The 12,954-nt window shown below is 69.5% G+C and carries 13 protein-coding genes and 1 pseudogene; 7 read left to right on the forward strand and 7 right to left on the reverse strand.

Features of this window, described 5'->3' with window-relative positions:
• Window positions 1–10: 10 nt before the first annotated feature.
• The gene (locus ABZ267_RS27130) at window positions 11–1,129 is read left to right on the forward strand and encodes a Gfo/Idh/MocA family oxidoreductase (protein WP_356751499.1); all 1,119 of its coding nucleotides are present in this window, start codon (window positions 11–13) and stop codon (window positions 1,127–1,129) included.
• Entirely contained in the window at window positions 1,126–1,605 is a 480-nt protein-coding gene (locus ABZ267_RS27135) for a heme-degrading domain-containing protein (RefSeq protein ID WP_356751501.1), read from the forward strand. Before ABZ267_RS27130 ends, ABZ267_RS27135 begins: the two co-directional genes overlap by 4 nt.
• Window positions 1,606–1,659: 54 nt before the next feature.
• Here the strand turns inward: ABZ267_RS27135 and ABZ267_RS27140 are convergent, their stop codons facing one another.
• From ABZ267_RS27140 to ABZ267_RS27155, 4 genes and pseudogenes are all read right to left on the reverse strand, one after another.
• Complete coding sequence (locus ABZ267_RS27140; protein ID WP_356751503.1) at window positions 1,660–2,520, reverse strand: fumarylacetoacetate hydrolase family protein; 861 nt, start codon at window positions 2,518–2,520, stop codon at window positions 1,660–1,662.
• A 136-nt stretch (window positions 2,521–2,656) separates the two neighbouring features.
• Complete coding sequence (locus ABZ267_RS27145; protein WP_356751505.1) at window positions 2,657–3,427, reverse strand: YidC/Oxa1 family membrane protein insertase; 771 nt, start codon at window positions 3,425–3,427, stop codon at window positions 2,657–2,659.
• A 117-nt stretch (window positions 3,428–3,544) separates the two neighbouring features.
• Window positions 3,545–3,880, reverse strand: a complete 336-nt coding sequence (locus ABZ267_RS27150) for a DUF6412 domain-containing protein (protein WP_356751507.1) — start codon at window positions 3,878–3,880, stop codon at window positions 3,545–3,547.
• An 83-nt stretch (window positions 3,881–3,963) separates the two neighbouring features.
• Window positions 3,964–4,680, reverse strand: a pseudogene (locus ABZ267_RS27155) (class E sortase); the annotation flags it as partial.
• Window positions 4,681–4,955: 275 nt separating this feature from the next.
• Here ABZ267_RS27155 and ABZ267_RS27160 point away from each other — a divergent pair.
• On the forward strand, window positions 4,956–5,963 hold the full coding sequence (locus ABZ267_RS27160; protein ID WP_356751509.1) for an SEC-C domain-containing protein: 1,008 nt from the start codon (window positions 4,956–4,958) through the stop codon (window positions 5,961–5,963).
• A 61-nt stretch (window positions 5,964–6,024) separates the two neighbouring features.
• Here ABZ267_RS27160 and ABZ267_RS27165 read toward each other — a convergent pair whose 3' ends face one another.
• The gene (locus ABZ267_RS27165; protein ID WP_356751511.1) at window positions 6,025–6,969 is read right to left on the reverse strand and encodes a YDG/SRA domain-containing protein; all 945 of its coding nucleotides are present in this window, start codon (window positions 6,967–6,969) and stop codon (window positions 6,025–6,027) included.
• A 309-nt stretch (window positions 6,970–7,278) separates the two neighbouring features.
• On the opposite strand from ABZ267_RS27165, the gene ABZ267_RS27170 reads away from it, so the two are divergent.
• Entirely contained in the window at window positions 7,279–8,214 is a 936-nt protein-coding gene (locus ABZ267_RS27170; RefSeq protein ID WP_356751544.1) for an endonuclease/exonuclease/phosphatase family protein, read from the forward strand.
• Here ABZ267_RS27170 and ABZ267_RS27175 read toward each other — a convergent pair.
• Window positions 8,194–9,210, reverse strand: a complete 1,017-nt coding sequence (locus tag ABZ267_RS27175; protein ID WP_356751513.1) for a hypothetical protein — start codon at window positions 9,208–9,210, stop codon at window positions 8,194–8,196. The genes ABZ267_RS27170 and ABZ267_RS27175 overlap by 21 nt on opposite strands.
• A 341-nt stretch (window positions 9,211–9,551) precedes the next feature.
• On the opposite strand from ABZ267_RS27175, the gene ABZ267_RS27180 reads away from it, so the two are divergent.
• From ABZ267_RS27180 to ABZ267_RS27190, 3 genes are all read left to right on the forward strand, one after another.
• On the forward strand, window positions 9,552–9,929 hold the full coding sequence (locus tag ABZ267_RS27180) for a TipAS antibiotic-recognition domain-containing protein (protein WP_356751515.1): 378 nt from the start codon (window positions 9,552–9,554) through the stop codon (window positions 9,927–9,929).
• A gap of 128 nt (window positions 9,930–10,057) precedes the next feature.
• Window positions 10,058–10,321, forward strand: coding sequence for a hypothetical protein (locus ABZ267_RS27185; RefSeq protein ID WP_356363602.1), 264 nt, complete (start codon window positions 10,058–10,060; stop codon window positions 10,319–10,321).
• A gap of 62 nt (window positions 10,322–10,383) precedes the next feature.
• Entirely contained in the window at window positions 10,384–10,620 is a 237-nt protein-coding gene (locus tag ABZ267_RS27190) for a hypothetical protein (protein WP_356363605.1), read from the forward strand.
• A gap of 119 nt (window positions 10,621–10,739) precedes the next feature.
• Here ABZ267_RS27190 and ABZ267_RS27195 read toward each other — a convergent pair whose 3' ends face one another.
• On the reverse strand, window positions 10,740–12,914 hold the full coding sequence (locus ABZ267_RS27195) for a discoidin domain-containing protein (RefSeq protein WP_356751546.1): 2,175 nt from the start codon (window positions 12,912–12,914) through the stop codon (window positions 10,740–10,742).
• Window positions 12,915–12,954: the final 40 nt, after the last annotated feature.

Below are 12,954 nucleotides of genomic sequence, written 5' to 3' on the forward strand. Positions count from 1 at the left end.
AGTGGAACGCATGACCTCCACAGCCTCCGGCGCTCCTCTCCGCGTCGCCCTCGTCGGCTACGGCCTGGCCGGTTCCGTCTTCCACGCCCCGTTGATCGCCGCGACCGAGGGCCTGGTCCTCGACACGGTCGTCACGTCGAACGAGGAGCGCCGGGCCGAGGCCCGCGCCGCGTATCCGGAGGTACGGTTCGCCGCCGCGCCGGACGAGCTGTGGGAGCGCGCGGACGAGCTGGACCTGGTCGTCATCGCCTCGCCGAACAAGACGCACGTCTCCCTCGCGACGGCCGCGCTCAAGGCCGGTCTGCCGGTGGTCGTGGACAAGCCGATCGCCGGGACCGCCGCCGAGGCGCGCGAGCTGGCGGCGCTGGCCGAGGAGCGCGGGCTGCTGCTCTCGGTCTTCCAGAACCGCCGCTGGGACAACGACTTCCGCACGCTCGCCGCGCTGATCTCCGGCGGTGAGCTCGGCGAGGTGCAGCGCTTCGAGTCCCGGTTCGAGCGCTGGCGTCCGCAGCCGAAGGGCGGCTGGCGCGAGTCGGGCGACCCGGAGGAGATCGGCGGTCTGCTGTACGACCTGGGCAGCCACGTCGTCGACCAGGCGCTGGTGCTGTTCGGCCCGGCCGTGCAGGTGTACGCCGAGTCCGACGTACGGCGTCCGGGCGCGTCGGCGGACGACGACACGTTCATCGCGATCACGCACGCCAACGGCGTCCGCTCGCACCTGTACGTCAGCGCCACCACGGCCCAGTTCGGCCCGCGCTTCCGGGTGCTCGGCTCGGCGGCCGGCTATGTGAAGTACGGCCTGGACCCGCAGGAGGCGGCCCTGCGCGAGGGCAGGCGCCCGGGGTCCGGCGGTGAGCCGTGGGGCGAGGAGGTGGCGGAGCTGTGGGGCCGGATCGGCTCCGGCGAGTCCCCGCTGACCGGCGGCGGCACCCCGGTCCGCACGCTGCCCGGCGACTACCCGGCGTACTACGCAGCCGTCACCGCCGCCGTGCGCGGCACCGGCGAGAACCCGGTCACCGCGCTCCAGGCCGCCGCCGCGCTGGACGTACTGGAGGCCGCGCGCCGCTCGGCCCGCGAAGGCGTCTCCGTCACCCTTCTCCCGCACCACGACGAGGAGCACCGCGCATGACCACCACCTCGCCCACGATCTCCGAGCTGATCGCCCAGGAACGCCGGCTTACGCTCCCGCACTTCTCCTACGACGACGCGTTCGCGCTCGGCAGTCTGCTGGTCGCGCTGGCCCGGGAGCGGCACGCGCCGGTCGCGATCGACATCCGGCGCGGGCCGCAGCAGCTGTTCCACGCGGCGCTGCCGGGTTCGAGCGCGGACAACGACGCGTGGATCGACCGCAAGCGCGCGGTGGTCGAGCGGTACGGCGAGAGCTCGTACCTGGTCGGCACCCGGTTCCGCGCGAAGGGCACGACGTTCGAGGAGTCGTCTCGCCTGGACCCGGGCGCGTACGCCGCGCACGGCGGTTCGTTCCCGATCGCGGTGGAGGGCGCGGGCGTGATCGGCACGGTGACCGTCTCGGGGCTGCCGCAGGCGGAGGACCACGCGATGGTGGTCGAGGCGCTGGAGCAGTTCGCGACGACGCTCGGGGAGTGAGTTTCTCGTCCGCGTACGGGGCCGGAAGCGCCTCCGGCCCCGTACCGGCGAGGTTTACGCGTCCTTCAGCTCCTGCCGCTGCCGGCCGAGCCCTGCCACCTCCAGCTCCACCACGTCACCGGCCTTCAGGTACGGCTTCGGCTCGGGCTGTCCCATCGCGACGCCGGCCGGCGTACCGGTGTTGATCACATCGCCGGGATAGAGCGTCATGAAGTGGCTGAGGTAGCGGACGACTTCACCGACCGGGAAGATCTGGTCGGCGGTGGTGCCGTTCTGCTTCAGCTCGCCGTTGACCCAGAGCCGCAGCGGCAGGGCCTGCGGGTCGTCCACCTCGTCGGCGGTGACGAGCCAGGGGCCCAGCGGGTTGAAGGTCTCGCAGTTCTTGCCCTTGTCCCAGGTGCCGCCGCGCTCGATCTGGAACTCGCGCTCCGAGACGTCGTGCGCGGTCGCGTACCCGGCGACATGGGCGAGGCCCTCCTCGGCGGAGGACAGGTAGCGGGCGGTGCGCCCGATGACGACGGCGAGCTCGACCTCCCAGTCCGTCTTACGGCTCCCGCGCGGCACGAGCACGGTGTCCTCGGGTCCGACGACGGTGTCGGGCGCCTTGAAGAACAGGATCGGCTCGTCCGGAATGGCCGCTCCGGTCTCGGCGGCGTGGTCGTGGTAGTTCAGCCCGATGCACACGATCTTGCCGATGCGGCCCAGCGGCGGCCCGACGCGGAGCCCCGCCGGGTCGAGAGCGGGCAGCACGCCAGGAGCGTCGGCGGCCGTCCGTACCCGGGCGAGTGCCGAGGCGTCGGCGAGCAGATCGCCGTCGATGTCGCGGACGATCCCGGACAGATCACGCAGAGTCCCGTCGCGGTCGAGAAGCGCGGGACGCTCGGCGCCCGCCGTACCGACTCGAAGCAGCTTCAACGGTCCAACTCCTCTTGTTCGAGGTGGGGCCCTCCGGCGGGTTGCGGCCGACGGAGGACTTGGCTGATCCTCCAAGAGTCGCGAACACTCCGCAAGACCTCGTTCACACACTGGACCGGCGCACTTCTGGGCTCGATCACGCCGCTTTGGCCATGGCGCCGCCGGTCACGGCCACATCCCGGTGGAGCCAGGCCCGCTCGGCGGCGCTCCAGGCGGTGGTGGTGACGACGTACAGCGCGGCGGCGAGCGGGACGACGGCGACGGTGATCAAGGTGGCGAACGAGAGCAGCGGCATCATCTTCACCATCGCGCCCATGCCGGGCACGGGCTGTCCGTCGGGACCGGCGGCGGGGGCCACCGGGTTGGCGGCCATCTGCCGCTTGGTCAGCCGGTAGCTGAAGGTGGCCACGGCGAGGACGAGCGCGAAGAGCCCGAGATAGACCAGCCCGTGCGCTCCGAAGAGCCCGCCGGCCGCGAGGGCGTCGTGCCAGCGGCCGCCGAGCGGAGCGCCGAGGAGGTCGTGGCCGAGGAGCGCGTTGGGCTCGCCGCCGATGGAGCCGCTGGAGAACAGGTGGTAGAGGAGGAAGAAGGTAGGCATCTGGAGCAGACTCGGCAGGCAGCCGGAGAGCGGCGACACCTTCTCGGCGGCGTGCAGCTCCATGATCGCCTTCTGCATCCGCTCGGGGTTCTTCCCGTGCTTCTTGCGCAGCTCGGCGATCTGCGGCTGGAGCCGGGTACGGGCCTTCTGGCCACGCGCGGCGGCCCGCGAGAGCGGGTGGACGGCGAGCCGGACGAGTGCGGTGAACAGGACGATCGCGGCGGCGGTGGACGCGCCGTGGAAGAGCGGCTGGAGCAGATCGGCGAGCGAGCCGACCAGGCCGGCGAAAGCGGACATGAAGGCGGACATGGATGAGCCCTCCGGGGGTCTCGTCGTGCCAGGAGAGTTACGTACGAACGTGGTGCTCGGTACGCGGCATGACGACGACCGGCGCGGGGCGCTACGGGTTCGACGTGCGGAAGAGCCCTAAGCGGCGGCGGCCGTCAGGAGGGCGTGTCCGGGCGCTCGGGGCCTGGTCCGGCCACGGGCGTCGGGGTCGCGCTGCGGCAGGAAGGCGGTGCGCTTCTCCCGGTCCCTGATCGCCGTACGGACCCGGGTGCGGGGCACCGGAGGCGCGCAGCGGGCGCTGATGACGGAGCAGGCGAGGAGCGCGGAGCCGGCCGCGGCGGTGGCGGCGAGCGCGACGGCGGCGGAGAGGCCACCGCCCTCGGCGAGGACGACCTCGGCGAGGAGGAGGACGAGGAGACCGACGGGCCGGAGGAACCGGGCGAAGGCGCCGCGCAGCCGGCTGGTGTCGGGCATGGGCGTCTCCTCTCCGTACGGCGTTCGTTCCTTTCGTTATACACGATGATCGGATGGGCCCGGTTGCTTTGCCGGCGTCCCGATCACCGTGGACGCATGGCGGTGAGCTCGGCCCAGACGACGAGCCGGTAGCGGGAGCTGAACTCGGGCGTGCAGGTGGTGAGGGTCAGGTAGTAGCCGGGCTCGCTGTAGCCGGCGGAGGTGGTGATGTCGGAGCGCGGCACGGGCGCGATGACCCCGCTGTCGGAGGGCGCGGTCCGGGCGAGGGTCTTGTCGACGGTGTACGTGTACACGGCGTCCCGGGTCTCGACGGTGATCCGGTCACCGGCCCGGAGCCGGTCGATGCGCCGGAAGGGCTCGCCGTGGGTGTTGCGATGCCCGGCGAGCGCGAAGTTCCCGGCCCGCCCGGCCTGCGCGGTACGGGTGTAGTGCCCGACGTACCCACGATCGAGGACGCCGCCTTTGCTGGTGCCTTCGGCGACGGGGACGGTGAGGGCGATACGGGGGATGCGGAGGACGGCGTAGGCGTGGTCCTGATCACGGCGGGGGGTGGGGGCGGGTGTGGGCTTGTCGGCGGGAGGGGTGGAGGGCTGTGCGGGTTCTGGCACCAAGGGATCGTCGGCATCATCGGCAACGGGGACGGGCAGGCTCCACTCCCGCTGAAGGGCCTGGACGGTACGCCCGGCCTCCTGGCGGGCCTCCCGGTTGGTCCACCACAGCTGATGGACGACAAGGAGAAGGAGAACAACACCAAGGGTGACGACGGCCTCGGCGGAAACCCAGAGCCCGCGCGCGAAAAGGTTCCGAGCCGAACGGGCGGGGAGGCTCCGCGGCCGACGCGTCGCAAGAAGGCGCCGCCCCCGGCCACCACCACGCCAGGGCCTCCGCCTCCGATCGCGCTCCTGTCTCCACACGGCGGGCACGATAGGACCAACGTTCAGAACTCTCCATACGCGTCCGCATACGTATCCACGACGAATCCGTCGCATCGGCCACCACACGCGCTGATCGCACATACGGCCCGGCTTCCGACCTCTCCTCCCGACGGCCGCGGTCCAGCAGTACCGTGTGATCCATGCGCCCCGACACGCCTGCTGACCACACCACCGAAGCCGAGCGCCTGCTCCGCACCGCGGCGCAGTACCCCGAGGACCAGGAGCCGCTGGTCCTCCAGGCCGCGGCCCATCTGGAACTCGCCGGTGACCGTGCCCGCGCGAGCACGCTCTACGACGACCTGCTGGCCGCCTCCGAGTCCACCGCCGAGAACCCGCACCTGATCAAGGCGCTGAAGGCGTCGAACCTCTGGGAGTACGGGCACGAGGCCGAGGCCCGCGCGATCATCGAGGGCATCCGCGCGGCGGGCCCGCTGGACGCCGCGCCGTGGCAGGTCGCCGCGGAGACGCTGGAGGCGCACGACGAGCTGGAGTCGGCGCACGACTTCTTCTCGACGGCGCTGACGCTGCTGCTGGCCCCGGGCGAGGAGGTCCCGTACGCCGTGCAGTCGCTGCTCACGGGCCGCCACCGGGTACGCCGGCTGATGGCTCTCCCGCACGACGCCTGGGACGAACTGGCGGGCGCGCTGCACACGGCCCCGGTCCCGCTGGACGAACTCCACGACCCGAAGCGCCTGTGGTCACTGGGCTCCTCGGACCCGGCGGAGCTGAAGGCCGAGATCACCCGCCTGCGCGCGGAGCTGGGCACGTACCGCACGGCCCTCTCGCGCCCGTTCCCGGTGGCGGTGCTGCACTGGCCCGCACAGGAACTCCGCGAACTCCTGACGACCTACCCGGAGTTGACGGAGGAGTACGTGGACCACGCGACGCACCTGTCCCGCCTGGAGGCATCCCTACGCGACCTCCACGCGGCGGGCACCCCGAACCTGGGCATCGTCACGGCCACGGTCCCCTCGTACGAGGCCTTCGCCGCCTCCGAAGCCACCTCCCCCTCCACCCCGTCCCTCCTCCCCCAATACGCCACCACCCTCGCCGCCCGAGGCCGAGCCACCCCTTGGCCTCCGTCGCGCACGGCGGCCTGCTGGTGCGGGTCGGGGGAGGCTTATGGGGGGTGCCACGGGGCGGGGTAAGAGGCCCAAGTCGACCATGAGGGGTGTTATCCACTAGGAACTGGATAACACCCCTCATTCACTAGCTTGCACCATATTCGTCCATGATGTTCCAAAACCGTCGATGCGCACGCGCGAATCGTTCCTGCACTCGATGCTTCTCCACAGTGCGAAGAGGAACACGGCGCGGAGCATCTGCACCAGCAAATCGATCGACGACATGCAAGTCGTCGGTCAAATAGAGCGCCCCACGGTCGAGCTTGATGTGACAGTTGGGACAGAGACAAAGAACGTTGCCGTCCACATCCGGGCCACCTTCGGGACCACCCAAGGCTTGAATGTGGGCGCCTTCCGCATAGCTCCTACCGTTAGCATCAATTTGCAGAGAGAGACTGCACACCTGGCAGGTAAATCGGTGAAGGTCCTTCACGCGACGAGCCACTGCGGTGTCGCGGACGATGCGATCAATCGTCGCCTTTCGCCTGCGAACCTGAGCATCGGCATCACCGCCGGCATCCACCTCGCCACGATCAACAATGTCTTTGACCTGCTGCTCAAGCGAGGTGAGATCTTGTCGATCATCAGGAAGCCGAATCATCTTGAAGCGACAGATGCGAAACCCGGATCTGCCCACTTCATCCCAGTCTCTGACAATCTTGTAGAGACCGTCGTACCGATAGCCAAACGCCGGAGAGTAAGCGGCTTCACCCTGACTACCACGAATAACCCTGACGGGATATCCCATCAGTCGGCTCCGCCTCAGGCTTGCGTTTCCCTTGTTATCCCAGCCCTGGTCGGAGGTCTGAGTGTTCGAGTTCCGTGTCTGACCTCCAGCTCCTGTGTACGTGATCTCGTGCCACTCGTCTACGTCATCCTCATATCCGTTGTTGAGCACGATGGCGTCCGCAGCTCGTTCGTCATCGCCATCACGCCCCCACGAGATGCCCGCCTCGCTCTCTTTATGAAGCTTGGCATCCTTGACGGCACGCCTGTTCTCAAAGGCCGTGCCGGGGGGCACATCGTTCACATGACCGAAGGTGGCTCTATACGCAGGCATAGAGACATGCTGCCAAGCGACCACTCATGGATCGCAGCCGCCCCCTCGGCACGTGGCATGTCTGACCGGAACCTGCAGTATCTGGCCAAATGTGCTTCATGCGGCCGACGCAGCATGAAGCTCAAGCGGGTGCAGCCCTTGACGTCAGAACTGATTCGCCTGGCCAATCGTCCTGTGAGGGTGAAGGCGAGCAGACGGGAAGACTTGGTGGAGCAGGGAGACAGTGGCGTGACGTCGGCGATGAGACGGCGCGTTCCAGACACAAGCAGGCGGCGGCAACTGGTCGCCGGGCTCTCGGTGGCGATCGCAGGCGTGATGGCCTTTCACGGCTTGCTTCCCAACTCTCCTGGACGCCTAGGGAGCTTGGTCGAGTCCTTCCTGCCGTGGGACGGAGTCCTCGTCGTCCTGCTGCTCGTCGTCGCCCTCGTGCGGCGGTCCGGGATTGTCCTGATGGCTCTGCTTCTGCCCGTGGGTGTCTGGGTGCACAGCTTTGGTGGGTTGGTGCTGCCCGCGCCCGACGTCGGTGCTCGGGAGTTGGTCGTCGTGCAGCACAACGTCAGTGATGTGAACCTCGATCCGGCCGGGACCGCACGTGCGCTCACTGCCGCCGGAGGCGATCTCGTCGCGTTGCAGGAGGTGGTCGTGCCCGCGCTGGGTGTGTACGAGGACGTGCTCGGCGACCACTATCCGCATCACGTCGTCCACGGCACCGTGGGGCTCTGGTCCAGGTATCCGATTCGTGCGGATCAGGTGGTGGACATCAAGCCTCGTGCGTTCGAAGAAGGGTGGAGTCGCGGGTTGCGGGCCGTCGTGCGGACGCCGTACGGGGACGTTGCCGCGTACGTCGCTCATCTGCCGTCCGTACGCGTCGGGGTCCGCGGGCTTGCCTCCGCCGCGCGGGACGAGAGTGCGCGGATCCTCGGGGACCTCGTTCGGCGGGAGAAGGTGCGGGCCGTGGTCCTCGTCGGTGACCTCAACGGCACCGTCGACGATCGCGGGCTGGAGCCGTTGACCTCGCAGTTGAACGTGGCCGAGCGCGGGTTCGCCTTCAGCTTTCCCGCCGGCTTTCCGGTGGCCCGGATCGATCAGGTCCTCGCGCGTTCCGCCACCGTCCGCCACATCCGTACGCTGCCTGCCACCGGCAGCGACCACCTGCCCGTCGCCGCCCGTGTCAGCCTCGGCCCGCTCCCGGCCTCAGGTCGTCCTGCCGCGTAGCGCGTCCGCCTTCGCCACCGCCACGATGCGTTGGCGCCACGTCATGTCCGGCGGGAAGTCGTACGTGTCCGTGTCGGCCATCCAGCTCGCGTAGGCCGTCGCCCTGCGGCACTCCGGGCACTCCGTCTCGTCGCCGAGCGGCCGGAACATGTGCTCCTCGACGCTCTCGGCCGCGCACGCGATCAGCGCGCGCACCGGCGGAGGCGGCGGCTCCGGAGGCGCTACGGGAGCTGGAGGTACCGGGCACTTGGTGGTCAGGCGGTGGCGCAGGAAGCCGAACGCCGAGCGCACGCCCTCAGCCGGCCGTTCGCCGAGCAGCGCGTGCCGTAGCTCCGGCTCCGACACGCCGCGCTCCAGCCACTTGGCCGCCTCCACCGCCAGGACGCGCGCCTCGCCCACACCCAGGAACAGTTCGCGGCGGGAGTGGCGCAGGGAGAGCAATACCTTTTCTGCGCGCGTCAGTTGGCGCGACTCGTGGGCCTGAGGTGGTTCCTTTTGCTCTTGCTGTACGGGAGTTGAGGAGCCGGATGCCTCTGGATTCGGGTCCTGGTGCGGTTCGGTTTGTGCTTTCGCCTGCTCTTCGGAGGGTGGGTGGGACGTGGTCTCCTCATAGTGTTCTCCCCTCGGTTCATAGCCGCCGACCGGCCGAGAAGTCGGTTCACCGACCGTCGGAAACCGCTCACCCGGTGGCGGCGAGCAAGCGCCTTCGGGCTGCGCCAACTGCCCGGTACTGGAAGACAACTTGGCGCGTACCGCCTTCGCCTCGTCCCGCGTCAGCGGCGTACTGGTCAAGAGCTGTTCCGTGGCCCAGCGGCCGCCGTCGCCCTGAGAACGCCACTCGTGGAGGTAGCCGTTCTCGGTGAGTTGCCTCTTGGCCTGCTGGTAGGCGCGGCCCTTCATGTCGAGCTTCCTGGCCAGTTCGCCGAGCGAGCGGTCCGTGGAGGATTCCGGGAGGCCCTGGACGTACAGGAGGAGCACCTTGGCGTCGCTGTTCATCCGCCGTGAACGTACGACGGTGTGCGGAGCCTTGGTCCAGCCCGAAGGGGGCGCGATAACATGACGCAGCATTTCTGGTGGGTCCGTTCCACTGGGGGTGTAAGGCCCTCGGTGGGTGTTGTCGCACCTCCGGGGGCCGCCCTTCGCACGCGGGTGCGCACTGAGGGTGATGGCGCCGTCACCGTATCCCGTTCGGGCCGTCCACCTCCACGCGAACATACGTTCAGGTCGTACTCCTGTTCCGCTCGTACTTGAGGTTGCCGCTGTGTCAGGCCTTAGTGTCGCGGCCACAGCCGGACCGGCTATGACGAGGCTTCCGAGGTGGAGGAGACGACAGAGCGATGAGCGACATCGTGAGGACCAGCAGGCCGGAGAACCTCTTCGAAGGGTTCACGGAGGCCTCCCGCGAAGCCAGCCAGGCGATGACCAGCGAGGATCACGAGTGGTGGCAGCGCGAGGTGACCGCCCGGATGGTCCGCCTCGCCGGATACATGGCGGCCGGCAGGCCGGTGGACGCGCCCGAGGTCCAGGCCGAGCTGGACATCCAGTACGCGAGCATCCGCCGGTTCTGGACCCCGGACGCGGTCGCGTACAAGGAGCTTGCGCAGGCCTACGTCGATGACGCGCGCTTCCGGCGGAACTGCGACCGGATCCGGTGCGGGCTGGCGGCGTACCAACGGGATGCGATGGTCGTCTACGCCGAGGCCTGGCTGAGCTGAGCCGCTCCGAGCCACCCTGAGCCACGACCGGATGGCCGAAGCCGCGCATGGGACGCCCGGAAGCCGGTCACCCTCTTCCCATGACCTCCTCCTCGCAGTCCTCTCCTTCCGGACCTTCCGATGCCGAAGTGACCGAACGCCTCGTGCCCGCGTGGCTGGACGAAGCGGCGCGCAACGACTCGCCCACGGCCGAAGAGGCCGGACGCGACTGGAAGCAGCGCCGCCTCTCCGCCGCGGCCGCCCGTGAGCTGTCCGACTGGGTCACCGCACGGGTCACCGACACCGCCTTCAACGAGGACGAAGGGCCGGACACCGGCGGCGCCGTACGCATCAGCGTCGCCGACAAAGCCGCGGTCCACCGATGGCTCGCGGCCCAGGGACATGATGTGTGATGCCGAGTCCACACCGCGAGACCGGACGGTTAAACGGTGATGAGTGGGCAGAAGGAACCGTCGTGAGCACTTCAGTGATATCCGCGACCACGCCGATCTACGACCTCCTCGTCCAGGAGCGCGGCGACGCACCGGCGGAGGCGCGCCTCGCCGCCCAGCAGACCCACGACGAGGCACGGCAAGCGCTGGACTGGAGCAGCGTGCGCATCGCCGCCGCCCGGCGGGAGGAGCGTGCGTTCTCCGCGTTCGGCGAACGTTCCGGGGACGGTGAGGAGCGCGTACGGGCTCTGCCGATGTGACGGCCGCCGGACATGTGCGGACGCGCTGCGGGGCCGCTCCGCCGCCGCGGAACGGCCCCTTTGATGTGCCGGTCTTCCGTACGACCGGCTTCAATGCGCCGGGATCTGATGCGCCCCGGTCAGCTGTAGATGCCGAACTCGTGCAGCGAGTAGCCCCAGCCCGTGCCGCGCGCCGTCAGGTGGAGTCGCACGTGGCGGGCCGTCTCGGTCAGCGCGATGGTGTCCACGTCACCGTTGCCGGTCGTCGTGGTGTGGACCGTACGCCAGGCACTGCCGTCGTCCGAGACCTGGACCTCGTACGACCTCGCGTACGCCGGGTCCCACACCAGCTGGAGGTTGCGGACCGGCGTCCGTGCGCCGAGGTCGACCGCTATCCACTGCGGGTCGGTCCAGTCGCTGGCCCAGCGGGTGTCGAGCCGGCCGTCGGTGGCGCGCTCCGGCGGGCACGGGCAGTCGCCGTACGAGGCCTGTGAGCTGGAGGCCGTGGTGCGCTTGCCGAGCGCCACGTTGGTGCCGGTCATCGGCGGCGCGACGACCTTGACCGACTTCGTCTCGATGCCCGCGTTGCCCTTGCCGTCCTCGGACTGGATGTAGACCTTCCACACGCCGAGCTTCTCCGGCGCGGTGACCGCGAACGTACCGTTGCCCGTCGACCTGAACCGCGCCGGGACGAGTGCCTTGTCGCCGGTGGCGTAGTTGCCGCTGAGGAAGATCTTGTGCGTCAGCGGATCGTTCTCCGGGTCGCGGATGTCCGCGCGGACCGTGAACTCCCCGCCCGCCGGGGCCGATCCGGCCGGCGTCACGCTCATGTTGCTGATGACCGGCGGCAGGTTGTCACCGGCGTTGGAGCCCGTGTACGCCTTCTTCACCGAGTAGTACGACAGCCGCTTCAGGCCGTCCGGGATCAGGTTGAACCACACACCGCCGAAGTCGTGCTCCAGGCCGTAGTGGAAGAGGGTCGCGCCGAGCGCCACGCCCTGGTGGCCCATGGTGCAGTCCCAGGCCTTGGTGTAGCCGTCGCGCTTCTGTACGTCGGTGGGCTCGTCCGGTACGCCGTTGGCGTCGTCCGGCACCTCCCACTCACCCGCCGGGCCGGTCTCGGTGATGATGTACGGCTTGGTGTAGCCACCGTCCACCCAGTCCTTGCGGACGCCGCAGATGTCGCCGTACGCGTTCATCGAGTAGAGGTCGAGGTCCGGAGCGTTGCGCTTGTAGTACGGCCATGCGCCCGTCCACGCGTCGGTGGAGGTCACCGGGTGGTCGGCGTCGATGGCGTGGATCCGCTTGGCGGCGTCGTTGACGAAGCTCGTGTACGCGTTGCGCTGCGCCTCCAACTCGGCGCCGCTGTAGCAGTTCTGGAGGCCGAAAACCGACTCGTTGCCGACGTTCCACATGAGGGTCGCCGGGTGGTTCTTGTACGTCTCGACCCACCTGGCGATCTCGGTGAGCATCGTCGACTTGTACGCGGTGTCGGTGACGTAGTTGGCGCAGCCGCCGCTGCCGGGACCGCCGCCGGGCTGGAGCCAGAAGCCGTTCATGACGCGCAGGCCGTTCGCGGCCGCCGCGTCGAGAAGCGGCTTGGTGCTGGCGTCCGTGCCCCAAGTGCGGACGGTGTTGACGCCCATCGACTTCAGGTCCGGCATGTAGCGCGGAGCGTCCGCCATCGACGGGCCCCAGGTCAGGCCCTTGACGGTGTACGGCTGTCCGCCGACGGTGAGCTGCCACGCGCCCTGGCCGCCGGTGACCTTGACGGCGCCGCCGGCGGGCGGCGGGGTGTCGCCCTGGGTGCCGTAGACCTGGAACTCCCAGAGGGAGTAGCCGTAACCGCCGGGGCGGGCGGTGCCGAGCATCCGGACGTAGCGGCCGGAGCCGGTGAGGGCGAGGTCGTCGGTGCCGCCGTCGCCGTCGGTGACCTTCCGGATGGTGGTCCAGTCATTGCCGTTGTCGCTGACCTGGATCTCGTACGCCTTGCCGTAGGCGCCCTCCCAGGTGAGCACGGCCCGGCTCAGGTCGGACCGCTTGCCGAGGTCGATCCGGATCCACTGCGGGTCGGACCACTGGCTGGCCCAGCGGGTGGAGGTGAGGTCGCCGTCGACCGCCTGTGCGGCGGAGAGGCCGTCGCCTTCCTGCGAGGAGGCGGTGGCGGTCTTGCCCTGCGAGATCAGCGGGTCGGCGGCCCGCGCCTCGGTGGGCGCGGCGATGACGGTGAGGGAGGAGGCGAGGAGAGCGGCGAGGGTGAGGGTCAGCGCGGGTCTGCGGAGGGAGGGCAGGGCTGGCCTGCGGAATCGGGGCATGGCTGGCATTGCGGCTCCTGTGGAGGATGAGGGGGTTGAG

It is taken from the genome of Streptomyces sp. NPDC006174, from assembly GCF_040614075.1.
GTDB lineage: Bacteria > Actinomycetota > Actinomycetes > Streptomycetales > Streptomycetaceae > Streptomyces.

Coding starts and splice junctions, on each gene's coding strand:
- ABZ267_RS27150 (WP_356751507.1), bottom strand. CDS start 3,880: ATGCCCGACACCAGCCGGCTGCGCGGCGCCTTCGCCCGGTTCCTCCGG.
- ABZ267_RS27160 (WP_356751509.1), top strand. CDS start 4,956: ATGCGCCCCGACACGCCTGCTGACCACACCACCGAAGCCGAGCGCCTG.
- ABZ267_RS27195 (WP_356751546.1), bottom strand. CDS start 12,914: ATGCCCCGATTCCGCAGGCCAGCCCTGCCCTCCCTCCGCAGACCCGCG.
- ABZ267_RS27130 (WP_356751499.1), top strand. CDS start 11: ATGACCTCCACAGCCTCCGGCGCTCCTCTCCGCGTCGCCCTCGTCGGC.
- ABZ267_RS27145 (WP_356751505.1), bottom strand. CDS start 3,427: ATGTCCGCCTTCATGTCCGCTTTCGCCGGCCTGGTCGGCTCGCTCGCC.
- ABZ267_RS27180 (WP_356751515.1), top strand. CDS start 9,552: ATGAGCGACATCGTGAGGACCAGCAGGCCGGAGAACCTCTTCGAAGGG.
- ABZ267_RS27135 (WP_356751501.1), top strand. CDS start 1,126: ATGACCACCACCTCGCCCACGATCTCCGAGCTGATCGCCCAGGAACGC.
- ABZ267_RS27175 (WP_356751513.1), bottom strand. CDS start 9,210: ATGAACAGCGACGCCAAGGTGCTCCTCCTGTACGTCCAGGGCCTCCCG.